This window comes from Aliiruegeria haliotis (genome assembly GCF_003003255.1).
GTDB classification, from domain to species: domain Bacteria; phylum Pseudomonadota; class Alphaproteobacteria; order Rhodobacterales; family Rhodobacteraceae; genus Tropicimonas; species Tropicimonas haliotis.
Map to the genome: position 1 here is coordinate 109,251 of NZ_PVTD01000005.1, position 26,718 is coordinate 135,968.

General features: G+C 63.0%; 25 protein-coding genes. 9 read left to right on the plus strand and 16 right to left on the minus strand.

Annotated elements, in window-relative coordinates; translation table 11 throughout:
* Positions 1-627, minus strand: coding sequence for a hypothetical protein (locus tag CLV78_RS13550; RefSeq protein ID WP_106205369.1), 627 nt, complete (start codon positions 625-627; stop codon positions 1-3).
* Positions 624-1,445 carry an ABC transporter permease gene (locus tag CLV78_RS13555; protein WP_106205370.1) on the minus strand — a complete coding sequence of 274 codons (822 nt, stop codon included), beginning with the start codon at positions 1,443-1,445 and terminating at the stop codon, positions 624-626. Before CLV78_RS13555 ends, CLV78_RS13550 begins: the two co-directional genes overlap by 4 nt.
* Positions 1,446-1,577: 132 nt before the next feature.
* Between CLV78_RS13555 and cysQ the strand changes: the two genes are divergently transcribed.
* The 9 genes from cysQ to CLV78_RS13600 all read left to right on the plus strand — a co-directional run bounded on the left by cysQ (position 1,578) and on the right by CLV78_RS13600 (position 11,853).
* Positions 1,578-2,378, plus strand: a complete 801-nt coding sequence (gene cysQ / locus CLV78_RS13560; protein ID WP_106205371.1) for a 3'(2'),5'-bisphosphate nucleotidase CysQ — start codon at positions 1,578-1,580, stop codon at positions 2,376-2,378.
* A complete protein-coding gene (locus CLV78_RS13565; protein WP_106205372.1) occupies positions 2,375-3,175 on the plus strand; it encodes a 3-deoxy-manno-octulosonate cytidylyltransferase in 801 nt (266 codons plus the stop codon). Before cysQ ends, CLV78_RS13565 begins: the two co-directional genes overlap by 4 nt.
* A complete protein-coding gene (locus CLV78_RS13570) occupies positions 3,172-4,407 on the plus strand; it encodes a glycosyltransferase family 2 protein (RefSeq protein ID WP_106205373.1) in 1,236 nt (411 codons plus the stop codon). Before CLV78_RS13565 ends, CLV78_RS13570 begins: the two co-directional genes overlap by 4 nt.
* Positions 4,408-4,585: 178 nt before the next feature.
* Entirely contained in the window at positions 4,586-5,479 is an 894-nt protein-coding gene (galU, locus tag CLV78_RS13575) for a UTP--glucose-1-phosphate uridylyltransferase GalU (protein WP_106205374.1), read from the plus strand.
* A gap of 15 nt (positions 5,480-5,494) precedes the next feature.
* Positions 5,495-6,478 carry a UDP-glucose 4-epimerase GalE gene (gene galE, locus CLV78_RS13580; RefSeq protein ID WP_106205375.1) on the plus strand — a complete coding sequence of 328 codons (984 nt, stop codon included), beginning with the start codon at positions 5,495-5,497 and terminating at the stop codon, positions 6,476-6,478.
* Positions 6,468-7,685 (plus strand): glycosyltransferase family 4 protein, encoded by a 1,218-nt coding sequence (locus tag CLV78_RS13585; RefSeq protein WP_106205376.1) that lies wholly within the window; start codon positions 6,468-6,470, stop codon positions 7,683-7,685. The genes galE and CLV78_RS13585 overlap by 11 nt, the downstream gene beginning before the upstream one ends.
* Before the next feature lie 58 nt (positions 7,686-7,743).
* Positions 7,744-8,730, plus strand: coding sequence for a glycosyltransferase family 2 protein (locus CLV78_RS13590; protein WP_106205377.1), 987 nt, complete (start codon positions 7,744-7,746; stop codon positions 8,728-8,730).
* Positions 8,727-10,427, plus strand: a complete 1,701-nt coding sequence (locus CLV78_RS13595) for a DUF5927 domain-containing protein (protein WP_106205378.1) — start codon at positions 8,727-8,729, stop codon at positions 10,425-10,427. The genes CLV78_RS13590 and CLV78_RS13595 overlap by 4 nt, the downstream gene beginning before the upstream one ends.
* 1 nt (position 10,428) lies before the next feature.
* Positions 10,429-11,853, plus strand: coding sequence for a nodulation protein NodH (locus CLV78_RS13600; RefSeq protein ID WP_106205379.1), 1,425 nt, complete (start codon positions 10,429-10,431; stop codon positions 11,851-11,853).
* Positions 11,854-11,855: 2 nt separating this feature from the next.
* Here the strand turns inward: CLV78_RS13600 and CLV78_RS13605 are convergent, their stop codons facing one another.
* The 14 genes from CLV78_RS13605 to CLV78_RS13665 form a co-directional block, all read right to left on the minus strand.
* The gene (locus tag CLV78_RS13605) at positions 11,856-12,320 is read right to left on the minus strand and encodes a PTS sugar transporter subunit IIA (protein ID WP_106205380.1); all 465 of its coding nucleotides are present in this window, start codon (positions 12,318-12,320) and stop codon (positions 11,856-11,858) included.
* Between the two features lie 32 nt (positions 12,321-12,352).
* On the minus strand, positions 12,353-12,931 hold the full coding sequence (hpf, locus tag CLV78_RS13610; protein ID WP_106205381.1) for a ribosome hibernation-promoting factor, HPF/YfiA family: 579 nt from the start codon (positions 12,929-12,931) through the stop codon (positions 12,353-12,355).
* Positions 12,932-13,212: 281 nt separating this feature from the next.
* A complete protein-coding gene (lptB, locus tag CLV78_RS13615) occupies positions 13,213-13,977 on the minus strand; it encodes an LPS export ABC transporter ATP-binding protein (protein ID WP_106205382.1) in 765 nt (254 codons plus the stop codon).
* Complete coding sequence (locus CLV78_RS13620) at positions 13,974-14,483, minus strand: LptA/OstA family protein (protein ID WP_245925052.1); 510 nt, start codon at positions 14,481-14,483, stop codon at positions 13,974-13,976. The genes lptB and CLV78_RS13620 overlap by 4 nt, the downstream gene beginning before the upstream one ends.
* Positions 14,484-14,495: 12 nt before the next feature.
* The gene (gene lptC, locus CLV78_RS13625; RefSeq protein ID WP_106205383.1) at positions 14,496-15,101 is read right to left on the minus strand and encodes an LPS export ABC transporter periplasmic protein LptC; all 606 of its coding nucleotides are present in this window, start codon (positions 15,099-15,101) and stop codon (positions 14,496-14,498) included.
* Between the two features lie 3 nt (positions 15,102-15,104).
* Positions 15,105-16,070: a KpsF/GutQ family sugar-phosphate isomerase gene (locus tag CLV78_RS13630; RefSeq protein WP_106205384.1), complete on the minus strand. Its 966-nt coding sequence runs from the start codon at positions 16,068-16,070 to the stop codon at positions 15,105-15,107.
* Complete coding sequence (locus CLV78_RS13635) at positions 16,067-16,681, minus strand: ribonuclease D (protein WP_106205385.1); 615 nt, start codon at positions 16,679-16,681, stop codon at positions 16,067-16,069. Before CLV78_RS13635 ends, CLV78_RS13630 begins: the two co-directional genes overlap by 4 nt.
* 99 nt (positions 16,682-16,780) lie before the next feature.
* Entirely contained in the window at positions 16,781-18,778 is a 1,998-nt protein-coding gene (locus CLV78_RS13640) for a sensor histidine kinase (RefSeq protein ID WP_106205386.1), read from the minus strand.
* A complete protein-coding gene (locus CLV78_RS13645; RefSeq protein ID WP_106205387.1) occupies positions 18,771-20,135 on the minus strand; it encodes a sigma-54-dependent transcriptional regulator in 1,365 nt (454 codons plus the stop codon). The genes CLV78_RS13640 and CLV78_RS13645 overlap by 8 nt, the downstream gene beginning before the upstream one ends.
* Positions 20,132-20,257, minus strand: a complete 126-nt coding sequence (locus tag CLV78_RS24795) for a hypothetical protein (RefSeq protein WP_281261149.1) — start codon at positions 20,255-20,257, stop codon at positions 20,132-20,134. The genes CLV78_RS13645 and CLV78_RS24795 overlap by 4 nt, the downstream gene beginning before the upstream one ends.
* A gap of 5 nt (positions 20,258-20,262) precedes the next feature.
* Positions 20,263-21,564: a c-type cytochrome gene (locus tag CLV78_RS13650; RefSeq protein ID WP_106205388.1), complete on the minus strand. Its 1,302-nt coding sequence runs from the start codon at positions 21,562-21,564 to the stop codon at positions 20,263-20,265.
* Between the two features lie 7 nt (positions 21,565-21,571).
* Positions 21,572-22,825 (minus strand): formate dehydrogenase subunit gamma, encoded by a 1,254-nt coding sequence (locus tag CLV78_RS13655; RefSeq protein WP_106205389.1) that lies wholly within the window; start codon positions 22,823-22,825, stop codon positions 21,572-21,574.
* Positions 22,826-23,000: 175 nt separating this feature from the next.
* A complete protein-coding gene (gene fdh3B, locus CLV78_RS13660; RefSeq protein ID WP_106205390.1) occupies positions 23,001-23,594 on the minus strand; it encodes a formate dehydrogenase FDH3 subunit beta in 594 nt (197 codons plus the stop codon).
* A 13-nt stretch (positions 23,595-23,607) separates the two neighbouring features.
* Positions 23,608-26,583 (minus strand): formate dehydrogenase subunit alpha, encoded by a 2,976-nt coding sequence (locus CLV78_RS13665; protein ID WP_106205391.1) that lies wholly within the window; start codon positions 26,581-26,583, stop codon positions 23,608-23,610.
* Positions 26,584-26,718: the final 135 nt, after the last annotated feature.

A 26,718-nucleotide genomic window follows, 5' to 3' on the forward strand; every position in this document is an offset into this window, starting at 1 on the left:
TCACCGTTGATCGAGAGTGCAGCACCCACGTTCAAGGCTGGCGCCGTCGGCGTCCCGACGCAGCAGGATGACACGCCAGCCGAACTCCCGGTCGGACATGCCGTCGCTGCAGCGTGTCGCGTCGATCGAGCCGGAGATGCGCCCGGTGGGCGTTGCCGCCTCGAAGCCGAACTGGGCCGGATCGGAGCGGATGGCGCTGCGGGCTGTCGTCACGGACAGGCTTGGGAAGCTCTCCACCGGATCAGAGTAGTCAGCCGTGGCGCCGTGGAACGTGATCCCCCAGAAGGGTTCGGTGCCGCCGCAGGACATACCGGGCGGAATACCGGGTGCCGTGTCTGGCATCGCAGTCAGGTAGGCCATAGACACCCAACCGTTCGTCTCGGGGCTGCCGATCTGGCCCCAGGTTGCTTCCTCGTTCAATGCGATGACCTCGATGCCGGTGGCGTCATGGGCAAGCTCGTCGAGTTTGTCTGCGCCAGAGAAGGGGCCGGCGCGCACGTTCAGCGTGTCGTCGGACGCAACCCCAGTGACCTTGTAGAGCGCGGGCATGTGAAACAACTCTGCTGCCGTTGCGACGGTGGCCAGCAGGCAAACCAGGAAAGTGGCGATCAATATTTTGAGGTTCATCGTTTGGCCTGCCAACTGAGGGATGCATTTTTGCGCGTGTAGAACTCGCCCAGAAGCCCGATGAACAACAATGCGATGCTGAACCAGAACGGGTAGGCGATGTTGGAATAATGCGGGTTGTAATTGATAAAGACGAAACCCCGGCACTGATCGATGGTGTGAAAGATCGGGTTCCACGTGAAGAAGGCGAGGATGTATCCGGGCATCTGGTTGGCGACGAACATCTTGCCGGAGGCAATCATGTTGGCGCGGGAGTAGACGTTGGAGGCGACCTGGACGAAGCCCGGGAACCAGGGTTTGACCGCGAGCAACACCATCCCCACCGCAACGCCGGAGAACCACGAGAGCAGCACCATGCCCATCGCTCCGATCGGCTGATGGATTTGCACAGGCGTGATTCCGACATGGTAGACGCCGAGCACCACCAGCATGGACAGGATCTGGATGTAGAGAGAACTGAGTGCCGCTGCCGAGATCGCGATGATCGTGTTCATCGGCGCGTGTTTCATCATCGGGGAGGCGGGCCCTTCCGAGCCGACCACGGCGCTCATGGCCTTGGTGTGGGTCATGTAGAGGAAGATCCCCGACATGATGTAGAGCAGGAAGTCGCCGCGGATACCCGATCCGCGCAGGCCGAGCATCGAGAACATGAGAAAAAAGGCCAGCACGAAGACGACGGTCTGCATCATGTTCATCAGCAGGCCGATGAGGGCGTTGCCATGGTTCTTGCGCAGCGCCCGAACCGTGGCGTGATAGATCAGCTCTGCCAGGCGGAAGGCCGAGCGGAGGTTGGACGTCTGGTGGGTGGCTCCGAACATGGGATCTATTGCCGCTGTCTTGCCATGGCGCACGACTTTCTCTCAGGGAAATCTTGCCGATCCCTTGACGCACGACGATAAGGGGCGGGACTTGATAATTCAACGAATACACCCATCCCGAGGAGAGTGAGCATGGATTATGACCGCCTGAGCACAGTGATCCGGCGCCTTGCGCTGGAAGCCGGCGACAAGATCATGGAGATCTACAATTCCGATGATTTCGAGGTCCGTGCCAAGTCCGACGACAGTCCTGTTACCGATGCCGACGAGGCAGCCGATGCGCTCATCGCGGCAGGGCTCGCGGATGCCTTCCCCGGTGTTCTGGTGGTGACCGAAGAGCAGGCCTCGACCCATTCGGAGCGTGCCGACAGCTTCCTGATCGTCGATCCGCTCGACGGGACCAAGGAGTTCACCAAGCGTCGGGGCGAGTTCACCGTGAACATCGCGTATGTCGAGGGCGGCGTTCCGGTTCGTGGGGTGGTCTATGCACCTGCAAAGCAGCGACTTTTCTACACCGACGCTACCGGTCGGTCGGTCGAGGAAACCGGCGATTTCGCCAAGGAGGCGGCGGGCCAGGTCGAACCGATTTCCGTCACCTCTCCGGACAACTCCGCGCTGATGGTCGTGGCCTCCAAGTCGCACCGCGATCAGGCCACCGATGACTACATCGCGAAGTACACCACCAAGGACATGACGTCGGCGGGCTCCTCGCTGAAGTTCTGTCTCGTGGCGTGCGGGGAGGCAGATCTCTATCCCCGCCTCGGTCGCACGATGGAATGGGACACTGCCGCCGCCGATGCCGTGTTGCGCGGAGCCGGGGGCAAGATGGTCCGCTTCGACGATCATTCGGAATTCACCTATGGAAAGCCCGGCTATGAAAACCCGTTCTTCATTGCCTATGCGCCGGGTGTGGAGCTGAAGCCGGCAGGATGAGTGTCCTGATCGCCATCCCCGCCCGCTTTGCGTCGACGCGCTACCCTGGCAAGCCGTTGGTGCCGCTCAAGGGGGCTGGCGGGGTGGCGCGCACCCTGATCCAGCGCAGTTGGGAAGCGGCCATGGCCGTTCCCGGCATCGACCGGGTCGTGGTGGCGACCGACGACGAGCGCATTCGCGCCGCGTCCGAGGCGTTTGGTGCGGAGGTTGTGATGACCTCTTCGGAATGTGCCAACGGAACCGAGCGCTGTGCAGAGGCGCATGCCAAACTCGGTGGCGGCTACGAGGTTGTCGTGAACCTGCAAGGCGACGCTCCGCTCACTCCTGCATGGTTCATCAGTGATCTTGTAGAGGGCCTGCGGGCGGCGCCCGAGGCGGAAATCGCCACGCCGGTGTTGCGGTGCGATGGTCGAACCCTCGCCGCACTCAAAGCCGACCGGGCTGCCGGGCGCGTGGGCGGGACGACAGCTGTGTTCGGACGCGGTAACCGGGCGCTCTATTTCTCCAAGGAAGTCGTGCCATTCACGGCCGCTGGGTATGCCCCGGAGGATCCTACACCGGTCTATCACCATGTCGGGGTCTATGCCTATCGCGCGGCGCCTCTCGCAGCCTACACAGGGTGGCAACAGGGACCGCTGGAGGCGCTCGAAGGGCTCGAGCAATTGCGGTTCCTGGAAAACGGACGGCAGGTGCTCTGCGTCGAGGTCGAGGCGCGGGGCAGGCAGTTCTGGGAGTTGAACAATCCCGAAGATGTCCCCCGCCTTGAAGCGATGATGGCGGAAATGGGCATCGCATGACGCAGGCTGTCCCGGCGCCACCCACGACCTCGGTCGTGGTTGTCAGCCGGGGGCGGCCGAGCGGGGTGCGCCGGACGCTGCTGAGCCTGCGGCAGCAAGACCATCCGGCGCTGGAATGTGTTGTCGTGGCCGATGCATCCGGGCTCGCCGCGATCCGCGACCTTCCTTTTTTTTCCCGCCTCAAGACGGTGGAATTCGACGTGCCGAACATTTCGGCGGCACGCAACCGTGGTCTCGACCTTGCCGCGGGGGATGTCATTGCCTTCATCGACGACGATGCGGTTGCGGAGCCGACCTGGATCCGCCGGCTGGCGGCGCCCTTTGCTGACACGAAGGTACAGGCCGCCACGGGCTTTGTGCGGGGGCGCAACGGCATATCCTGGCAGTGGAAGGCGATGAAGGTGGATGGGCTGGGGCAGGATCACCCGATGGAGGTTCCTGCGCAAGCCAGCTTCCACCACCCGCAAGGGGGTCGCGCCACAAAGACCGTGGGCACCAACGCGGCCTTTCGCCGACAGGCGCTCGTGCAGCTCGGCGGATTCGATCCCGCCTTCCATTTCTTTCTCGATGAGACCGACCTGAACATGCGGCTTGCTGCTGCCGGCATGGTGACTGCCGTCGTCCCCGATGCGGTCGTTCACCACCAATATTCGGCCAGCCCTCGCCGGGCGCGGGACAGGACCCCCCGGGACCTGTCCCAAATCGGCGCCAGCCTCGCGTGCTTTCTGCGGTTGCATTGCGCGGAGACGGACCAGCAAGCCGCCCGGGACCGCGCACGGGCGGAACAGCGCCGACGCCTGTTGGCGCATGTGGTGGCCGGAGGGCTTGAGCCACGTGACGTTCATCGCCTGCTCGACGGATTCGACGCCGGATTTGTCCAGGGCAGCGAGCGGGCGTTGCGAAGCGACATGTGGGACGCGCCCGGTCCCCCGGCCTTCCGCGCGATGCCAGTTCCGACCGCCTTGCGTTGTTTCTGCGCTGGATATCCCTTTGAACGCAGCAAACTTCACAATCAGGCGCGTGCAGTCGCGGAGGCCGGTGGCGTGGCGACAGTGCTGCTCCTGAGCCCCTCTGTCCGCTACATGCAGGTGTCGTTTTCCGATGAAGGGATCTGGTGGCATCGCGGCGGCACATTCGGGCGGGTGTCGCGCGACGGGCCGCACTTCAGGTTGCGCAGCTTCCGAAGAGCAGCGGAAGTCGAGCGCCTCCGTGTGGCCAAATTCCGCCAATAGTTCATGCATGGGCGCAAGTGTCGCTGCATTGCAGAGCATTTCGCACATTCAAGGCAGCATTGCTTCCGGTATACTTCACATCGGGAATTAGATGCACGATTATGGCGCCGGGAAGTGTGGAGAGCACGCCCGTCTGACGTCGCCGTTAAACCGGAACGAGTTTGAGAAGGACAAAGAGATGCAGCGCAAGGTTACCAAGGCTGTCTTCCCCGTTGCGGGGCTTGGGACGCGATTCCTGCCGGCCACCAAGTCTGTGCCGAAGGAAATCATGACCCTCGTCGATCGTCCGTTGATTCAGTATGCAATTGACGAGGCCCGCGCCGCGGGGATCAAGGAATTCATTTTTGTGACATCGCGCGGCAAGAGCGCGCTGGAGGATTATTTTGACGCCGCGCCGGAGCTCGAGAGCGCTCTGCGCCGCAAGGGCAAGGACGATCTGCTCAAGGCGCTTGAGCAGACAAACATGGACAGCGGCGCCATCGCCTATATCCGCCAGCACCAGGCCCTGGGTCTTGGTCACGCGGTGTGGTGTGCCCGGCGCCTGATCGGCGACGAGCCCTTTGCCGTCATGCTGCCGGACGATGTGATTGCGGGCGAGAAGCCCTGTCTGCAACAGATGGTCGAGGCCTACGAGGAAACCGGCGGCTGCATGGTCGCCGCCATGGAAGTGCCGCACGAAAAGGCCTCTGCCTACGGTATCCTCGACGTAAAAGAAGACATGGGCCAGATGGTGTCGGTCAACGGTATGGTCGAGAAGCCCAAGGCAGACGAAGCGCCCTCTAACCTCGCCGTGATCGGTCGCTACATCCTGACGCCGCAGGTGATGCATAACCTGTCCAAGATGCGCGCCGGCACCGGCGGCGAGATACAGCTAACCGACGCGATCGCCGAAGAAATCGAGGGTGGGCGTGATGTCTATGGTTATCGCTTCCGCGGTCAGCGCTTCGATTGCGGGTCCAAGGCCGGCTTCCTTCAGGCGACTGTTGCTTTTGGGCTTGCACGTCCGGAGCTTCGGGACGAATTCTCCGACTACCTGACGGAATTGGCGGCCACCCGGAGTGCCGCCCAGTAAGCACTGGACCGGAACATGACGAAGATACTTGTAACAGGCGGTGCGGGTTATATTGGCGCGCACGCCTGCAAGGTACTGGCCCGCGAGGGCTACACTCCCGTGACCTTCGACAACCTCTCGACGGGGTGGGAACAGGCCGTGAAGTTCGGCCCGTTCGAAAAGGGGGATCTTCTGGACCGGGCTCGGGTCGACGAAGTCTTTGCCAAGCACAAGCCGGAGGCCGTGATGCACTTCGCGGCCCTCAGCCAGGTTGGCGAGTCGATGCAGGTGCCCGGATGGTACTGGCGCTCCAACGTGGGTGGTGCGGCCAACCTTTGCGAAGCGGCGGTCGAGGCCGGATGCGGGAAATTCATCTTCTCGTCTACCTGCGCGACCTACGGTGATCAGGACGGTGTCGTGTTGGACGAACACAGCAAGCAGATGCCGATCAATGCCTATGGTGCCTCGAAGCGTGCCATCGAGGATATCCTGGAGAATTTCGAGGCCGCCTGTGGATTGAAACATGTCATCTTCCGCTATTTCAACGTGGCCGGTGGTGATGAAGAGGCTGAAGTCGGCGAGTGCCACCGCCCGGAGACCCACCTGATCCCATTGGTCCTGGACGCGATCGACGGACGGCGTCCGAAGCTGACGATTTTCGGCACGGACTACGACACGCCGGACGGAACCTGCATTCGTGACTACGTGCACGTCATGGACCTCGTCGAGGCGCATGTGCTTGGCCTGAAGTGGCTGGAATCCGGCAAGGACAGCCGAGACTTCAATCTGGGCACCGGCTCGGGCTTCTCGGTTCGGGAGGTGATGGACGCCGCGGGGGTCGTGACCAACCGCACGGTGCCCTACGAAGAAGGCCCCCGCCGCGCTGGCGATGCAACTCGGCTCGTCTCCGGTTCCAGCCGGGCGATGGACGAACTGGGATGGAAGCCTCACCGCTCCAACATGCCGCAGATGATCGAGGATGCCTGGCGCTGGCATCAGTCGGAGGGCTATGGGGTCTGAGAAGGCCCCGCTGTGTCTCGACCTGACCCGGCTGCTGTCCCGCGTCGGGCGGGGGCCTTGGACCGGGGTCGACCGGGTCGAGGCCGCCTACCTTGGGGCCCTGCTAGAGCTTTCGGATCGAACCGTGTTCGCGTTGGTGCGCATGCGGTTCGGGTTCGTGCTGCTGGACCATGGGGGCATGACCGCCATTTCCGCGCGTCTGGCGGGCGACATTCCGTGGGGGCGACCGGATCTGCTTGCCCGTTCATTGCGACGGCCGTCCCGGACGACCTCCACCGATCTGCGGCGCCACGCGTTGGCGGTGACCCATCGTCGAGGGCTCCCGCGCATGCTCCGCCGACACCTGCCGCCAGGAGCGGCCTATTTGAACGTTGGGCACAGCAACCTCTCTGCCCCCGTGTTCCGAGCGATACGCGAAATCCCCGGTTCCACGATCTGCGTACTTGTTCACGACCTTATCCCGCTCGACTTTTCCCAGTTCCAGCGCCCTGGCACGTCGGAGAAGTTCGAGGCCGCAATGCGACGCGTGTCGCGCTGCGCGGATCTCGTGATTTGCAACTCCGCGGCGACCGAGGCGAGTGTGTGCGCTCGCTTTACCGACTGGGGACGGGTGCCGAACCTCGTGACGGCGCATCTTGGGCTCGATCTGTCATCGGAGAGTGTCCCTGCCGAGCCGACAGAGCCGCCGCCGTGCCAGCCGTACTTTGTGTGCCTTGGCACGATCGAACCGCGCAAGAACCACGCCTTCCTGTTGGATCTGTGGGAGGCGATGCCGGCAACGGAACGCCCCGGCCTGCTCTTTCTCGGGAGCCGGGGTTGGAACAATGATGACGTCTTTCGGCGGCTTGCCACGTCCTCATTGACTGGAGAGACTGTTTTCGAGCATTCCGGGTTGGATGACAGGGCGGTGGCGCAGTTGCTCCGTGGTGCCGCCGGCGTGCTCTTCCCGTCGCACGCGGAGGGGTTTGGCCTGCCCGCGCTGGAGGCGGCGGCCCTCGGAGTGCCGTTGATCTGCAACGATCTGCCGGTTTTCCACGAGATCCTCGGGGATTATCCCGTTTACGCGGATATTTCGGATACCTATTCTTGGACAACGGCAATTCGCAGTGCCGCGAAAAAACACATGAAGGGGCCGGAACACAGCTCGGCGCAGCCCGGAATTCCGACGTGGGACGAGCACTTCAATCTCGTCTTAAGCCGGATCTGATAGCGCCGGACCAAGGCCCTTCGAAGAGGAAAGAGTGGGCGCACTGAACTCATATCGCATGCGGTTGCGCCGCAAGAAGCTGCGCTTGCGGGCCTTTCGCAAACGGCGGGAACTCACGCCGGTCGCGGACCGGACGAAGGAGATCCGGGAGGGCGATGTGCTTGCCTTTTCAACACTCCGCAATGAGCGCGTGCGGCTGCCGTATTTCCTTCAGTATTATCGTAAGCAGGGGATCGCGCAGTTCCTGATTGTCGACAACGGCTCTGACGATGGCTCTCGCGAATATCTCGCCGATCAGCCGGATGTCTCGCTCTGGCACACGGACCGCAGCTACCGTCGAGCCCGCTACGGTGTGGATTGGCTGAACTGGCTGCAATGGCAGCATGGGCATGACCACTGGACGCTCGTTGTCGATCCCGACGAGTTCTTCGTCTACCCGTTCTGCGATACGCGCCCTATCCGGGGTTTGACGGATTGGCTCGACGCCTGTTCGATCCGATCCTTCAGCGCGATGCTGCTCGACATGTACCCCAAGGGGCCGATTGATGCCGAACGCTATTGTGAGGGGCAGGACCCGTTCGAGATCGCATCGTGGTTCGACAGTGGAAACTACCTGATTTCCCGGAACCCCGACTACCTGAACCTCTGGATCCAGGGCGGGCCGCGCGCCCGGGTGTTCTTCCCCGAGGATCCGATGCAGGCACCGTCGTTGAACAAGATCCCGCTGGTGCGCTGGCACCGCGACTACGTCTATGTGCAGTCGACGCACATGTTGCTGCCGCGCGGCCTGAACCAAGTTTATGACGATGCCGGGGGCGAAAAAACCTCTGGCGCGTTGCTCCATGCGAAGTTCCTCGACACCCTTGCTGGCAAGGCAGCGGAGGAATTGCAGCGCAAGGAGCATTTCGCCGGCAGCCGCGAGTACCGGGCCTATCACGACCACCTGTCGGACCGGCCGGTTCTCTGGAACAAGTGGTCAGAGCGCTACATCAACTGGCGCCAGCTCGAGATCCTGGGGCTGATGTCGAAAGGAAACTGGGCATGAGCGTTGGCTTCGTCATGCTGGTGCACACTGCGCTCGACCGGGCGGCGCAGACGGCACGGCACTGGGCGCAGAGCGGGTGCCCGATCGTGATCCACGCCGACCGGAAGGTGAAGCCCGCCGCCTTCGCGGCCTTTCGGGCAAGCCTGTCGGAGTTGGACAACGTCCGGTTCGTCGACAACCGGGTGCCGTGCGAATGGGGCACCTGGGGCATCGTTGGTGCGACGATCGAGGCCTGCGAGATCATGTTGCGGGAATTCGCGACCGTCAGCCATGTCTACCTCGCCTCCGGTTCCTGTCTTCCCCTGCGGCCGGTGCCGGAGATGAAGGCCTATCTCAACAGCCGCCCCCGAACGGACTTCATCGAATCCGTCACAATCGAGGATGTCGCCTGGTCCAATGGCGGATTTGACAGCGAGCGGTTTTCGCTTCGCTTCCCGTTCTCCTTCAAACGCCACCGCCGCCTTTTTGACAAGTATGTCGAGCTGCAGCGCAGCGTGGGCTTCAGGCGCAAGCTCCCCGAAGGCCTGGTACCGCATCTCGGCTCGCAATGGTGGTGCCTGACGCGCGAAACGCTTTCAGCGATCCTCAAGGACAGCCGCCGTGAGGAGTATGATCGCTTCTTCAAACGGGTCTGGATCCCGGACGAGAGCTATTTTCAGAGTCTGGTGCGCCTGCACAGTCGTCGTGTCGAAAGCCGCTCCCTGACCCTGTCAAAGTTCGACTTTCAGGGAAAACCGCACGTTTTCTACGATGACCACCTGCAGCTTCTGAGACGTTCGGACTGCTTTGTCGCGCGAAAGATCTGGCCGCGCGCAGGCCGGCTTTACGACAACTTCCTGTCGAACGACCCGACCGTCACCAAGAATGCCGAACCCAATCCGGGCAAGATCGACCGCCTGTTCGCCCAGGCCGTCGACCGGCGGATGCGGGGGCGGCCGGGGCTCTACATGCAGAGCCGTTTCCCGCTCCAGAGCAGGGATAACGGCAAGTCCTGCTGCCCGTATTCCGTATTCTCGGGGTTCGCCGACCTGTTCGAAAACTTCGAAACCTGGCTGAACAAGACAACCGGCTGCCGGGTTCATGGCCACCTCTATGGCCCCGAACGGGCGGAGTTTGCGGGCGGGGAGAAGATCTACAACGGTTGTCTCCCCGACAGTGCCCGCCTGCGGGACTACAATCCCTGCGCCTTCCTGACCAACCTGACCTGGTCGACGCGTGGGGAGCGGCAGTGCTTCATGTACGGTCCCATGGACAACCAGTATCCCGCCGGTTTCATGACCGGTGATCCGAATGCCCAGATCTCGGTGATCACCGGGGCTTGGGCGATCGGGCTGTTTCGGACCAACATCACATCCGAGGTCGTCCGCAAGGAGGCGGCGCGGTTGCAGCGGATCGAAGCCCAACAGGTGGAGACCCTGCGGGCACAATGGGCCAAGGCGCGAATCCGGATCTGGACGCTGTCGGAGTTTGTCGAGACGCCGATGGATCACCTGCAGGAGATCCTTGACGAGATCATGCCGGGGGCAACGCGCCGGCTGACGGAGGCGCCACGATTGGTGGATCTGACAGGGTTCGGGATGTTCCTCCAGCAACTCAAGAACGAAGGGATGCACCTGCACATGGCGGGTGATTTTGCCGCCGGGTTCGACCCCGCGCCGCTAGCACCCGGCCAGACCCGCCCCTACCTGGTGAAGTGAGATGGCGGATTTCGAGGGCTTCGTTCTGTTCGCAGAGATGCGCACGGGGTCCAATTTCCTGGAGGAAAGCCTCAACCTTTTTCCCGGCCTTTGTTGCCATGGCGAGGCATTCAACCCGGTCTTCGTTGGCCAACACAACTGGCAGGACCTGCTTGGCGTGACGCTGGAGGCGCGGCAGGCAGATCCGATGGAACTGCTGCGCCGGATCCGGACCCAAGGTGACGGTCTCGGCGGGTTTCGATTCTTCCACGACCATGATCCGCGGATACTCGAGACGATCCTGCCGGATCCAAAAATCGCCAAGATCATCCTGACGCGGAATCCGCTGGAATCCTACGTCTCCCGGAAGATTGCGGGAGCGACCGGGCAGTGGCGGCTCACCGACGAGAAGCATCGGAAATCCGCGAAGATCCGGTTCGACCCGGAGGAGTTCGAAGCCCATGCCGCGAAGATCGAGCTTTTCCAGCGAAAGCTCCGGCGCGGGCTCCAGTTGACCGGCCAGACCGCGTTCGAGGTGTCCTATGAAGAGGTCGGCGATGTCGATGTGCTGAACGGCCTGGGACGTTTCCTGGGGCAAACCCATCGTCTGGATGGTGCCTCGACCCGGCTCAAGCGGCAGAACCCGTCGCCGTTGGAAGACAAGGTCGAGAATTTCGAGGAAATGCAGCAGGCCCTCGGTGCGATGAATGCCCGTAGCCTTGTGGCGGGGCACGCGGAGAGCCCGCAGATGGTGGCCGTGCCCGGTTTCATCGCATCGTCGACGGCGCCACTTCTTTTCATGCCGATCAAGGGTGGCCCGACCCAATCCGTTCGGCAATGGCTTGCCGCCCATGACGACCGCTCACCGGAGGCGGTACAGGATGGGTTCACCCGCAAGACCCTTCGCCAGTGGAAAAACCGGAACAAGGGATCGCGCGCATTCACCATCGTCACGCATCCCGTGGAGCGCGCATATGGGGTCTTTGAGCAGTTCATCCTCACACGCGGGCCGGACACGTTTGACGCCATCCGCAGATATCTTCGGGACGACGTCGGGTTGCCGCTTCCGGATGATACACCGGGACCGGAGTATCCGGTTGCGCGGCGCCATGCGGCCTTCTTGGGGTTCCTGCAATTCGCAAAGGCCAACCTCGCCGGGCAAACCCCGATGCGAACCGATGCCGCCTGGCGCCTGCAGGCCGCGATCATCCAGTCGATGGGAGAGGTCCTGTCGCCAGACATGATCATTCGGGCGGATCAGGCAGAAGTTGCTCTTGGCCAGGTGTGCCTTCAGGTCGGACTGACGCGCATGCCCGCAATCCCGTCATTGGCATGCCCCGGACGGGATGCCCTTGTGGCACTCTACGACGCGGAAATAGAGGCCGCGGCCCGCAGCGCCTTCAACCGTGACTACATGGCCTTTGGGTTCAGGGACTGGGCGGCCTGAGCTCAGGCAGCCTTGGGGGACACACCTTCGGTCAGTACCGTGTGCAGGGTCGTCGGGTCGCCGTTGGCACGAAGCTTGGAGCAGACCGACGAGTCGCGCATGGTGCGCGAAATCAAGGCCAGCGCCTTCAGGTGTTCGACGCCGGCGTCTTCCGGTGCAAACAAAGCAAAGACGAGGTCGACTGGTTGCCGGTCGACGGAATCGAAGTCGAGTGCACGCTCGAGTTTGAAGAACACGCCGGTGACACCGGTGGCCCCGTTCATGCGGGCATGGGGCAGGGCGATACCATTGCCAACGCCGGTCGGGCCGAGGCTCTCCCGTTCCAGGAGGGCCTCGACCGCAGTTTCGCTGTCGAGTCCATAGGCGCTCGCAGCCGCATCACCGAGGCGCTGAAACAGCCTCTTCTTGCTGCTGGTTTCCGAGATCACCTTGACGGCGTCGGGTCTCAATATGCTCGACAGGTCCATTTTCCGTCCATTTGCCCCAGATTACTGCCGGTTCAGCCCCCTTCCCTGGGGTCGATCCAGCCAATGTTTCCATCCTCGCGGCGGTAGACCACGTTGAGGGTTTCCTTGCCTTCGGGATGGAAAACCAGCACCGGAGCGCCTGCGAGTTCCATCTGCATGACGGCCTCGCCCACGGACAGGCTGGGGATCTGGGCTTCCATCTCCGCAATGATCATCGGTTGAAGCGTGTCGGGTTCGCTGTCCCCGGCTCCATCCTCGGATGCGGCGAGGATATACGAGGCCCCGCCATAGACTTCAACCGGCTCCTTGCGATCCTTGTAGTGGTCTTTCAGACGGCGCTTGTAGCGGCGCAGTTGCTTTTCCATCTTTTCGCGGCTGTCGTCGAAAGCCGTGTAGGCGGTGGTTCCTCGCCCCGATGCCTTCGCGTTCAGCCCGGTCGAGAGATGTACGGTCGCTTCGCACAGGTACTCGTGGGCGCGCTTCGAAAAGATCACCTGGGCGTTGGTGGGACGATCGGCATACTTTCCGACAGCGTCGCCAAGCTCCGTTTTGACATGGCTCTGAAGGGCTTCTCCGATGTCGATCTGGTGACCGCTGATCTGATAGCGCATCTTGCCTCCTTGGGGTTGGGAACATGGGCCCGCCTGTCAGTGACAGGGAACCCGGGTTGAAAACCTGATGTCTCGCGAAAGCGGAGAGAGCTGCAACAAGCGTCCTTCGTGACCGGCGAGCGGCGCGGGATTGTCAAAGGATTCGGCTCGATTGTACGTCAGCATTGTCCTCATTTGGCGCCTTCCGGGACGCTTCTGTCAATTGCTACCTTGTCACATAGGCATGAATCTTGCCGCTTCAAAGGCCTCTGCGGCGCTTTGTTGCGCTAACACCAGCGCTGTTAACCTATTCGGAAGTTCTGGCCGAGGTAGACCCGCCGCACGTTCTCGTCCCGCACGACGTCCTCCGCGGTGCCACTCATCAGAACCTGCCCGTCGTGGAGGATGTAGGCGCGGTCGACGATTTCCAGCGTCTCGCGCACGTTGTGGTCGGTGATAAGGACACCGATCCCGCGATTCTTGAGATCCATCACGAGGTGCCGGATGTCGCCCACGGAAATCGGGTCGACGCCGGCGAAGGGCTCATCGAGCAGAAGGTACTTGGGCTCCGCCGCAAGGCAGCGAGCAATCTCCACCCGGCGCCGCTCGCCCCCCGAGAGCGACAACGCAGAGGCGCGGCGCAGATGCTCGATGGCGAATTCAGACAGCAGGGCCTCAAGCCTCTCGCGGCGCTTGTGGCGATCCCGAACGGCAATCTCCAGGATTGCCATGATGTTGTCTTCGACGGAGAGGCCGCGGAAAATCGACACCTCCTGCGGAAGGTAGCCGATGCCGTACCGCGCGCGGCGGTACATTGGCAGGGTCGTGACGTCACGACCATCGATCTGCACAAGCCCCGATTCAGGGGTCACCAGCCCGGCAATGGAATAGAAACATGTCGTTTTTCCCGACCCGTTCGGTCCGAGAAGGGCCACGACCTCACCGCGTTGCAACTCCAGCGTGACGTCGTGAATCACAGGGCGGCGGCGGTAGCTCTTGCGCAGCTGAACGACCTGCAGTCCGGAAGAGCCCGGCTCGACCGTCAATCCGCGTTCGGTTCGCTTCATTGGGATTCGGGCTCGCTCTCGGATTTGAATACGACGCGCACGCGGCCCTCCATTAGGCCGGTCCCGGTGTCGAGGTTCACGGTCAGCTTTTCACCAGCCATGGCGTTTTCGCCCTGGGTCAACACCACGTTGCCGGTCATGACGACGACGCCACTCTCCAGTGTATAGATGGCCTCCTCGCCCTCTGCGGCCTCCGCGCCGTTGTAGAGCGTCACGCCGCCTGTGGCATGCAGGCGCTTCACTTCGGTCGAGCCGTCGTCGCCCTCACCGTAGTCCACGTCCACCATGGCGCCCGTCAGCCGCATGTTGCCCTGTCCGACCACCACGTTGCCGGTGAACTTCGCCGTCCCGTCGGCCTGGCTTACATCAAGCTGGTCGGCGGTAATTTCGACCGGCAGCGAGCTGTCATGCTCCTCGCCACCGAAGCCGATATTGGCACCCTGCGCGAGTGTGGCGACGGGACAGAACAGCAAGGTTGCAGCAAGCAGCAGGGAACGGAAGCACACGGCAAAGACACCTTATTGGGTTTGCGGGAGGTATAGCAGCTTCACCCCATCCTTGAAAACCACGCTGACGTCATCGCCTTCGCCGGATGTCACCGTCATGCGGCCGGCATCGATCCGGCCGAGCGGCCCTTCGGCCGTTACTTCAGTGGTGGTGTCCATGTTCATGCTGTCGAGGGCGGTTTCCAGTTCCTCCGTCAGGATCGTGTAACCCGTCGAGGTCTCGATGCGAACGTTTCCGCGCAACTGGGCGCGGGATTCCTCGGCCAGCACGGTGCCGGCATCGGAGGTCACGTGGATCGAGCTGTGATCACCGGTTTCCAGCGTGCCGACCATCATGGCAGTATCGACAATGTTCAGATCATCGGGCCGGGGCGTGGCAGAGAGGGCGGAGACCTCAATGGAGCGGCCCTCCTCCGTGGTGCCGGAGAACCGGGCGACATCGACGCGTTGCTCGCTTGCCATTTCTTCAAGCTGCTGCTCGGTAAAAGGCAGTTCGGTCTCTTCCTCGCCATGGCGTGCCACGAGAAACAGCGTGGAGAGCAGCGCCAGCGCGCAGAGGGGAAGAATAACCTTCAGCCAGGCCACGACCCAGGAGTGCAGGTTGTCCCGCGTGGCCATCTCTCAGACCACGCCCGCCCGCAGGCAGTCGTGAATATGCAGGATGCCCGTTGCAGCAGCGCCGCCTTCGGGCACGACAAACAGGCAAGTGATCTTTCGGTCGTTCATCTGTGCCAGCGCCTCTTCGGCCAGCGCGGTCGGGGCGATCGTCAGCGGTGCGCTGGTCATCACGGCATCGGCCGTCAGGTCCAGCAACCCGGCCATGTGCCGGCGCAGGTCGCCGTCGGTGACGATGCCGGCCAGTGCGCCGTCGGGCTCCGTTACGCCCACGACGCCGAACCCCTTGCGGGTCATCTCCAGCAATGCATCGCCCATCGGCGCGTCGCGTGGGATCAGCGGGACCGCGTCGCCATCATGCATCAGGTCACCAACGCGGGAAAGCTGGGCGCCAAGCTTGCCGCCGGGGTGGAAGTTGCGGAAATGCTCCGGTGTGAAGCTGCGGTGCTCCATCAATGCAATCGCCAGGGCATCGCCAAGGGCAAGTGTCATCGTGGTGGAGATCGATGGCACCATCCCGAAGCCGCATGCTTCGCCCATTGCCGGGATCGGAAGCTGGACGTCCGCCTCGGTCATCAACGTGCTGTCGGGGCGGCTGGAAAGGCCGATGAGCGGGATGCCGAAGCGGCGGGTGAAGGCCACGAGGTTGGCCAGTTCCGGCGCTTCGCCCGAGTTGGAGATCGCCAGCACCACATCGCCCTTCGTCAGCATTCCGAGGTCGCCATGGCTGGCCTCCGCCGGGTGGACGAAATGCGCAGGTGTGCCGGTGGAGGCAAGTGTCGCCGCGATCTTGCGACCGATATGGCCGGATTTGCCGATACCGCTGACGATGATCCGGCCCCTGGCCGCCAGTATCAGGTCCACCGCCGCGGTGAAGCCCCCGTCGAGCGTGTCGGCGAGCGCATCAAGGGCGCGTGCCTCATCGGCAATGACCTTTCGGCCGGTGCAGAGGAAATCCTCAGGGCCGGTCATGAGTGGGCGAAGATGTCTGTTTCCGGCCAGCCGGCAAGGTCCAGCCTGGCACGGGTCGGCAGGAAGTCGAAGCAGGCCTGCGCAGTCTCGGTCCGGCCTTCACGCGCCAGCCGCCGGTCCAGTTCCTCGCGCAGCCGGTGCAGGTACAGCACATCCGAGGCCGCATATTCCATCTGTGCCTCGGTCAACTCATCAGCGCCCCAGTCGGAGGATTGCTGCTGCTTGGAGATGTCGACGCCGATCAATTCCTGACAGAGATTTCGCAGACCGTGCCGGTCGGTGTAGGTCCGCACGAGGCGCGACGCAATCTTGGTGCAATAGACCGGTGCCGAGAGCGCGCCGAAGGTGTGAAACATCGCTGCGATGTCGAAACGCCCGAAGTGGAACAGTTTCAGAACCTCGTGATCGGTCAGCATGGCGCAGAGGTTCGGTGCCTCTGTCTGCCCCTTCGCAACCTGCACAAGGTGCGCATTGCCATCGCCGCCGGACATCTGCACCAGGCAGAGGCGGTCGCGATGAGGGTTGAGCCCCATGGTCTCGCAATCGATGGCAACGATAGGACCAAGGTCCAGCCCATCAGGGAGGTCGTTCTTGTACAGATGGATGGCCATCGCGGGACTCTTCGCTTGCAAGGGTTTGGCCCGAGATACGGTCTCGGACGTGTGAATTCAATGGCGCGGGTCCGTGAGGGGCGTGGCGTATCGGCCCTGCTAGGCGTCTTCCGGAAGCCAGATCCGGAAGGTCGTGCCCTCGCCCGGAGCACTTTCGACGGAGATCGTGCCGCTATAGCGCAGGATCAGTTTGCGGCTGATGGAGAGCCCCAGGCCGGAGCCCTCGCCCTGCTTTGTGGTGTAGAAGGGATCGAAAGCACGCTGGACCACCTCAGGCGGCATGCCGACCCCGGTGTCGGTGACCTCGAACCGCACGCCGTCCCGCCCCTCAATGGTTTCGTCCCGCGTGCGAAGGGTGAGCGTCCCGCCCTGTGGCATCGCGTGGATCGCGTTGACCATCAGGTTGATCAACACCTGTTGCAGCTCGGTACGGTTGATCGCGACCAGCCGGCTCGCCTGAAGGTCCAGATCAAGCGCGATATCCACCTTGCTCAGCAAGTGCTGCACCAACGGCACGGAATCGTCGATGATCTGCGACGGCACCTGTTGCTGGTCGAAGGCCGCGAACTCGTCCGGCCGGGTGAACTGCAACAGCTTGTTGACGATGATGAAGATGGAGTGAACCTGTTCGTGGATCAGCTTGAATTCTGTCGCAAGCGGCTCGGCCTGGGGGCCAAGTTCGGCCTGAATCAGATCTAGGTTGCCTTGGATCACGGCAATGGGATTGTTGATCTCATGGGCGATGCCTGCAGCGATCTCGCCGACGGCGGCGAGCTTCTCGGACATCACCAACTGGCGGGACGTTGCCTCCAGTCGCGTGTTGGCCTCTTCCAGTTCGCGGGTGCGTTCGGCGACGCGGGCGTTCAGTTCTTCTGCCCAACTTCGCAGCGCCTTGTCGCGTTCCTGGATCTGGTCGAGCAGCGTGTCCATCTGGCCCGCGACCCGGCCGATCTCGTCCCCCCGGTGCGCCACGCCGGTTCGGGCCCCGAGATGTCCGCCCTCGACCTGTGAAATCGTGTCGAGCATTCGCTGCAGCGGGGTGAAGATCTGGCGCGCCCAGCGCAGGAAGATCGGGACGGAGAGGAGGACAACGCCGAAGAAGGCCGCGGCGAAGGTCAGCAGCGTGTTCCACTTCGCATCCCGAAATGGTGTGTCCAAGAAGCCGACGTAGAGCATGCCCACACGTTCCCCGCGGCTGTCGGTGATCGGCTCGTAGGCGGAGATATACCAGTCGTTCACCACGAAGGCCCGGTCGAGCCAGACGCTCCCCTCGTCCAGGACCGTCTTTCGCACCACGTCCGACACCCGTGTGCCCAATGCGCGCTCCTGCTGGAAGAGCCGGACATTGGTGGAGATCCGCACGTCCTCCAAGAACAACGTCGCGGTGCCGATACTGCCCTCGATCAGGCTGGCTGTCGGGTAGACGAGGCCGTTGATCGTGTCGATGAAGGCGAGATTGCGATTGAGCAGCAAGCCCCCGACCAACGCCCGCCCGCCGGCTACGGTGGAGGCTGCATGAAGGACCATGCCGCGGCTTTCCTCTATCGCGTCCGTGGGGCGCGCGGCCTTGGTCGGAACGAGGGGAAGCCGCGCCCGGTCGGCCAGCGCCGGGGAGATTGCCAGAAGATCCCCGGCACTGAAGATATCTATGGCGGAGGCGGAATGCCCCGCGATGGCGTGGCGAACAACAGGCCAGCGACGAAACCGGTCCATGTCCTCGTCGCCCGCAGGCGCGCCCGCGACCACGCCTGAGCTGTCGATCAGGTAGAGGAAGTCAAGACCGAACGCCTCGCGCCGCGCTTCCAGCAGCGCGGCCAGCCGTTCGGGATCATTCTCCAACGTGTCGGCAAACAGCGCGGATTCTCCGAAGGACCGGACCTGCAACGCGGTGCTCTCCTTGATCCGGCTGACATATTGGTGTGCGATGGTCAGCTCGCCGTTGACCTTTGCAATGAGCAGTTGGTCAAACCGCGCCGACCAGTTCAGAAACGTCACGCCGAGGAAGAGCGGCAGGATCACCAGCGTCGGCAGCAATGCGATGGCGAGCAGTCGGACGCGGACAGAAATCCCGTTCTTTCTGGGCTTTGCGTCAGACATTCCACATGGCGCATTTCCGGTCGATGGTCTTGCGCGAAATGCCCAGGCGGCGCGCGGCTTCTGCCCGGTTGCCGTTGCAGGTGTCAAGCACCGCGAGGATATGGCGACGTTCAACCGCCTGAAGCGAGTCCACGGCTTCTACCGCCTCACCCGGTTCGGAAGAGGCAAATTCCGGCGGAAACTCCCCGAGGATCAGCGACCGTTCGATCAGGTTGCGCAGCTCGCGCACGTTGCCGGGCCAGTCATACCGCGCCAGGTTGCGCAATACGCCCTCGTCCAGCACCAGCGGTTCCACGCCAAGGCTGCGGGAAATCTGGCCGATGAACATCATCGCCAGTTCCTTCAAGTCGTTCTGTCGTTCGCGAAGGGCGGGCATCCGGATATTGAGGACGTTGATGCGATGGTACAGGTCGGCCCGAAAGCGCCCCTCTTCCACCGCCTTTTCAAGGTCGGTGTTCGTCGCAAAGATGAAGCGCAGGTCGAGCGGGACTTCGCGCACCGCGCCCACTGGCCTGATGCGGCGGTTCTCGATCACACGCAGGATCGCAGCCTGGATCGATTGCGGCAGTTCCGCAACCTCATCAAGATAAAGCGTGCCGCCATTGGCATTCAGGAACAGCCCGTCGGAGCGGCTTTGCCCGGCCGCGACAAGGCCAAACAATTCGTTCTCGGCAACATCGTCCGGCAGCGCGGCACAGTTCACTGGCACGAAGGGCTTGTCGGCGCGTTCTGACATGGCATGCAGCGCGCGGGCCGCAATTTCCTTCCCGGTGCCGGTTTCCCCGGTGAAGAGCACGGGGGTCGGCAGTGGCGCGGCCCGTTCGAGCGTTGAACGGATGTCCTCGATCATGGGGGAAGTCCCCAGCAGCCGCCCGCGTGCTTCCGCGCCACCGGTGGCCAGTTCGTATTTCAGCAGGTAGTTCTCCCGCCGGAGGCTGCCCCGGTCTGCGCAGCGGGCCACGGCGTTCAGTATCTGGTTGGACCGGAACGGCTTCAGCACGAAATCCACGGCCCCCGCGCGCATCGCCTCGATGGCAGTGTCCATGTCCGCGAAGGCGGTGATGAGGATCACGTCGGCAAAGAGCCCGAGTTCTCGCTGTTCACCCAGCCAGTCGAGCCCCTTGGTTCCCGGCATCAGGTTGTCGAGGATCACGATGTCGAAATGGCTGGCGTCGAGCATCCGGGAAGCTTCCGCGGCATTGGACGCCTGTTCGACACGCCCGACGACGGGTTCGAGGATGCGGGTGATGAAATGGCGAATGCCGGCTTCGTCATCCACCACGAGGACAGAAGCCTGCGCCAACCCCGGGCCGAACTCCGAGGGGGGTGTCGGTGGCTTGGGCTGCGCGGAGGTCATTCGATGCGGACAGAGGGCCCGGCGGTCTCGGTCAGGGTGGACATGCCGATCTCCTTCGTCGCGAAGCTCGCGCCGATGCCGATGGCGATGATGGTGGCGCAGGCCAACAGGAAGGATCGCATGGGCCTCAGTCCTCTGTCATTGGTCGTGTCGCTTCTTGCAGATACTCCACCAGGTCAGAGCGGTCTTCTTCCCCGGTGATGCGCTGCATCGGCATCTTGCTTCCCTCAATATACACATCCGGACCCAGATCGAACAACGCGTCAACGGTGTCTGCGGACCAGATTATGTCGGATTTTTCGAGGGTTTCGGAATAGGAGTAGCCGTCCACGCTGCCTGCGGGGCGCCCAAAGAGCCCGTGGAGCGTGGGACCGGCGCGGCGCTCTCCATCGGGTCCGAGCGCGTGGCAGATGGAGCATTTGCGGTTGAACTGTCGCTCGCCATTGCTGGCGGTTTCGGCGCCGCGCAGGAACGTGCGGTCCTGCTGGACCATCCGCGGGGCGTCGTCGGTGCCATCGACGGGCCACGAGTACATCGCATCGTCAAGTCCGCCGGCGTGGATGTTTTCCCCATCGGCTGAGAAGGCCAGCGCCCAAATGGGACCGCGCAGCGTCGCCCGGAAGTCGGCAATGAAACTCCAGGTCGCGGTGTCGATGACGGAGATGTAGCCCTCTCCATCCCCGATCGCGAGCCGCGACAGCTTGCGGTCCGCAGCCATGGCAAGGATCGGTCGACGTTCCAGGGTCAGGTCCTTGATCTGTTCGCCCGTGGCGAGGTCGACAATCCGGGTCACGCCATCCACGGCGCCATAGGCCAGCCATCCGGCGGCCTCGTTCAGCACCAGCGTGTTGACGCCGAAGCCGTTGTTCAGGAGCTGCCCTGTCTGTGTTCCGGTTTCGACATCCCAGGTCCGGATCGATCCATCCGAACTGCCGGAATAGAGCGTCGTTCCATCGGTGGCAAAGGCGACGTCGTTTACCCCGGCGGTATGGCCTGTGAGGAAGCGTGGCGCGCCATCCCCGGCGAGATCCCAGAGGCCGATAGAGCCGTCCCAGCTGGCGGATGCGGCGCGTGTGGAATCGGTACTCACCGCAAGCGACAGCACCTTTCCCTTGTGGTGACCGAGCAGGCGCGGCGTGGCTGTCCTCAGGTCCCAGAGGTACAGCGCAAAGTCGTCGCCGGCAGAGATCGCCTGCGTTTCGTTCACGAAACGAACAGTGTTTGCGGCTGCGGAATGCGCTTCGAGCCATGCAGATTTGCCGTGAAGCCAGTGCCCGAGCGAGTTGTCGAAACTTGCCGTCAGGATGGCATCGCCCTCCGGGGACACGGCGATGCCCTTGATTGGCCCGCCATGACCCTTGAGGGTGAAGAACTCACCGGCCTGGACTGCCGCCGGCAGGAACAGGGCCAGGGCAAGCGCCGCCCGCATCACCGGATCACTCGGCCGGTGCGGCGGCGGTCCCGTTCGGGGCCTCCGCCTCCTTGGCCTTCATCTCGTCATACCAGATGGAGTGGTGTTCCTTGGCCCATTGCTCTTCGACATAGCCGGAACCCATCGCGTCAAATGCGCCCTCCATGCCCAGCGTGCCGATGTAGATGTGGCCGATGATCATTGCCATGAAGAGGAAGGCAAAGACGGCGTGGGCCAGTTGCGTGTACTGCATTTCCTGCTGCGGAGAGAGAGCTGCGGGAAGGTCGGCGAGGCCCACGAGTGGCAACATGCCCAAAGAGTTGATCCAGCCGAACAGCCCCTCGAATACGGGTGCACGGAATGGCATCAACAGGCTGAGCCCGGTGGCCACGACGCAGACCGACAGGAACATCACCGACCAGAAGATCAGCTTCTGTCCGGCGTTGAACTTTCCGGCGGGAGGATGGATGTCGTGGTTGAAGAGCCCGCCGAGCACCAGCATCCATTTCACGTCGTTCCAGTTGGGGATGTTGTAGGCAACCCATTTGAAGAAGATCAGCACCACGCCAATCATGAAGGCCCAGCAGACGTTGTTGTGGATCAGCTTCGACCAGAGGGCGAGCGTTGCATGTGCTTCCAGACCCATGACGGGGATCAGGAACTGCCGGCCGTACATGGAGACCAGCCCGGTGAGGCCAAGCAGGATAAAAGACCCTGCGGTCGTCCAGTGCATCCAGCGATCGAAGCCGCCGAACCGCAGCATGGTCCGGCCGGTTTTCTCACCGGCGATCGGGACGCGGCCGAAAAGCGCGTAAACTACAATGAACAGGGCGATCATGCCCATGAGCAACCAGCCTCCGTACTTTCCAAGCACGTCCTCGCGCAGTTGCAGCCACCACATGCCACCATCCTGGATGATCACGTCGGCGGCAGGGTTGCGGGCACTGGTGGTGATATCGGCAGTATTGTAGCGCAGGGCGCGGAACATTTCCGCGTCCGAAACGCCGCCCAGCGTGCCGAGTTGATCAGTTGCCGCCTTCGCCCGATTGGGGTCGCCGACATCCTCGCGCCGGAAGTCGAGATCCACGGTCTCGCCGCGTTGGCGGGCCATGATCGATTCGCGTGTCTGGGCTCCGCCGGTGGCCTCTCTCGCGGCCGTGAGTGTGGTTTCGTCCACTGCGTCGGGGTCCGGCGCGGGTGTCGAAAACAGGAACGCGGCGGCAATCAGCGCCACGCTCAGAGCCAGGAAGACGGCAAATCCGCTCTTTCGGTCGGCCATTTGGTACTCACTCGGTCAATCGGGGCACAGGCGGAACGCCCGGCCGGTTGGAAATCGCTGAGTGCCCCCGGTGCGGTGCACCGGAGACGGGAAGGAGCGAGCGCCCCTTTCCTGTTGGGTCGGATGAGTGGGGAGAGCGCACGCCATGCGCTCTCCCGGTCTGATATCGGACGGATCAGCCGCCCTTCTGGTCGTAGGCCGTGCCCCAACCCCAGGCGCCGCTGCCGAAGCCACGGGCCACCACGCGTTCGCGGTAGATGCCCGAGACCACGTCGCCGTCGCCGGCGAGCAGGGCCTTGGTCGAGCACATCTCCGCGCAGAGGGGCAACTTGCCCTCGGCGATCCGGTTGCGCCCGTACTTGGAGAACTCCGCATTGGAGTGGGTCTCCTCCGGGCCACCGGCGCAGAAGGTGCACTTGTCCATCTTGCCGCGCGACCCGAAATTGCCCGCCTGCGGGTATTGCGGCGCACCGAAGGGGCACGCGTAGAAGCAATATCCACACCCGATGCAGAGGTCCTTGGAGTGCAGCACCACACCTTCTTCGGTCTGGTAGAAGCAATCCACCGGGCAGACGGCCATGCACGGCGCATCAGAGCAGTGCATGCAGGCCACGGAGATCGAGCGTTCGCCGGGGCTGCCATCATTGATGGTCACCACGCGACGGCGGTTGATGCCCCAGGGGACTTCATGCTCGTTCTTGCAGGCCGTGACGCAGGCATTGCACTCGATGCAGCGCTCGGCGTCGCAGAGAAACTTGGATCTAGCCATTCTTCATTCCTCCTCAGGCTGCCGTGATCTTGCAGAGAGTTGTCTTGGTCTCCTGCATCTGTGTGACCGAGTCGTAGCCATAGGTCTGCGCAGTGTTGGTGCTTTCGCCCAGCACGTAGGGATCGGCGCCAGCGGGGTATTTCGCCCTCTGGTCCTCGCCCTGGAAGTGACCGCCGAAGTGGAACGGCATGAAGGCTACGCCCTCGCCGACCCGTGGTGTCACCATTGCCATGACCTTGACCTTTCCTCCTTCCGGACCTTCGACCCAGACCTGTGCCCCGTCACGCACGCCAAGATTGTTGGCATCGCGCGGGTTGATCTCGACGAACATGTCCTGCTGGAGTTCGGCCAGCCAGGGGTTCGACCGGGTCTCGTCGCCACCGCCCTCGTATTCGACCAGGCGACCGGATGTGAGGATGATCGGATAGTCCTTCGAGAAATCCTGCTTCTGGATCGATGCGTACATCGTCGGCAGGCGATAGAACTTCCGGTCCTCGTAGGTCGGGTAGTCGGCCACGAGGTCGCGCCGCGGCGTATAGAGCGGCTCGCGGTGCACCGGGACAGGATCCGGGAAGGTCCACACGACGGCCCGGGCCTTGGCATTCCCGAACGGCGCGCAGCCGTGGGCAATCGCGACCCGCTGGATACCGCCCGAAAGGTCGGTCTTCCAGTTGACCTTGGCCGCCTTGTCGTTGAAGTCCGACGGGAACGGCGACATGCCGGCCTCGCCCACTTCCTTGGCGCCCTTCTGGAACTCCGGAATGCCTGCGGCGCGGGCGATTTCGGCCTTCTCTGCGTCAGTCAGATCCGCATCCCAGCCCAGGTCCACCAGCATCTGGTAGGTGAACTCGGGGTAACCGTCCTGGATCTCGGAGCCGACGGAGTAGACGCCTTCGGCCAGCAGGTTGTCGCCATCGCGTTCCACGCCGAAGCGGGCGCGGAAGGTAAGGCCACCCTCTGCCACCGGCTTGGACATGTCATAGAGGTTCGGCGTGCCGGTATGACCCATCTCCGCCGTTCCCCAGCATGGCCATGGCAGACCGTAGTACTCGCCGTCATTCGGACCACCGATGGCCTGAAGCGTTGTACGGTCGAAGGTGTGCTGGTTCGCCATGTGGGACTTGATCCGGTCGGGATCCTGCCCGGTGTAGCCGATCGTCCACATGCCGCGGTTGAATTCGCGGGTCACGCTTTCGATGCTCGGCGTCTCCTCGTCCTCCATCTCGATGTTGCGGAAGAAACGATCAGCCCATCCGAACTTGTTGGCGAACTTGGCCATGATGACGTGATCGGGAAGGCTCTCGAAGAGCGGATCCATGATCTGGTCGCGCCACTGGAAAGACCGGTTGGAGGCGGTCACCGAGCCGCGTGTCTCGAACTGTGTCGAGGCGGGCAGCAGATAGACACCGTCCGTGCGGTCATGCAGCACCGCCGAGACCGTCGGGAACGGATCGACCACGACAAGCATGTCGAGCTTCTCCATCGCCGTCTTCATCTCGGTCATGCGGGTCTGCGAGTTGGGCGCGTGGCCCCAGAGCACCATCGCCCGAACATTGTTCGGCTGGTCGATGTTGTCCGCTTCCTCAAGGATCCCGTCGATCCAGCGCGAGACCGGGATACCGGTCAGGTTCTGAAGCGACTTTTCCTTGCCATCGGCGCCGGTGATCTTGTCGAACTGGCCGGCAAGCCACTCCGGATCCTCTTCCCAGACGCGGGCCCAGTGTGCCCAGGCGCCGCCCGACAGGCCGTAGTAGCCGGGCAGGGTGTGGCTGAGGACACCAAGGTCCGTCGCGCCCTGCACGTTGTCGTGGCCGCGGAAGATGTTGGTGCCGCCACCGCTGGTGCCCATGTTGCCAAGGGCCAGTTGCAGGATGCAGTAGGCGCGGGTGTTGTTGTTGCCGTTGGTGTGCTGCGTGCCACCCATGCACCAGATCACGGTGCCGGGGCGGTTGTTGGCCATCGTGCGGGCCACGCGGCGGAGCTGGCTACCGGGGGTGCCGGTGACGCGCTCGACCTCTTCGGGGGTCCATTTCGCAACTTCTTCCTTGATCTGGTCCATGCCCCAGACACGGGTGCGGATGAACTCCTTGTCCTCCCAACCGTTCTCGAAGATGTGCCAGAGGATGCCCCAGACCAGCGCCACGTCGGTGCCCGGGCGGAAGCGGACGTATTCGTCGGCATGGGCCGCGGTGCGGGTGAAGCGCGGGTCGCAGACGATCAGCGGTGCGTTGTTCTGCTCCTTGGCCCGCAGCACGTGCAGGAGGGAGACAGGGTGCGCCTCGGCGGGGTTGCCGCCGATGATGAAGATCGCCTTGGACTTGTGGATATCGTTGTAGGAGTTGGTCATGGCGCCGTAGCCCCATGTGTTCGCAACACCCGCAACCGTGGTGGAGTGGCAGATCCGGGCCTGGTGGTCCACGTTGTTCGTGCCCCAGTAGGCGGCGAACTTGCGGAACAGGTAGGCCTGCTCGTTGTTGTGCTTGGCCGAGCCGAGCCAGTAGACGCTGTCAGGTCCGCTCTCTTCTCGGATTTGCATCATCCCGTCGCCGATCTCGTTGATCGCCTGCTCCCAGGAGATGCGCTTCCACTCGCCACCCTCTTTCTTCATCGGGTACTTGAGCCGGCGCTCTCCGTGGGCGTGCTCGCGGACCGCTGCGCCCTTGGCGCAATGCGAGCCGAGGTTGAACGGGCTGTCCCAGCCGGGTTCCTGCCCGACCCAGACGCCGTTCTGCACTTCTGCGACGACCGTACAGCCGACGGAGCAGTGCGTGCACACGGATTTCACGTTCTTGACGGCGCCGTCCATGGCTTCCTGGGCACTGGCCTTCTTGACCATGCCGCCAGAGGCGCCGATTGCAGCCAGGCCACCAATGGCCAGACCGGAGCCGCGCAGGAATGTGCGGCGGTCGACAGACTTTTCAGCCGCCGACGTCAGGATACTTGTCCGCTGGGGGCGTCGCGCAACCCCGTTGGTCTTTTTCCTAAGCATGTTGTTGCCTCCCTTGCTGCCCTGAAGTCAGGGCTTGCTTGGTAAGTGTTCGGGTGTCCTCGGGCAGTCGGGCGTCACGCAACCAGTCGCCTTCGGGCGGGATGTCAGTGTCCGGTTCGCATTTCGGTCCGTGGT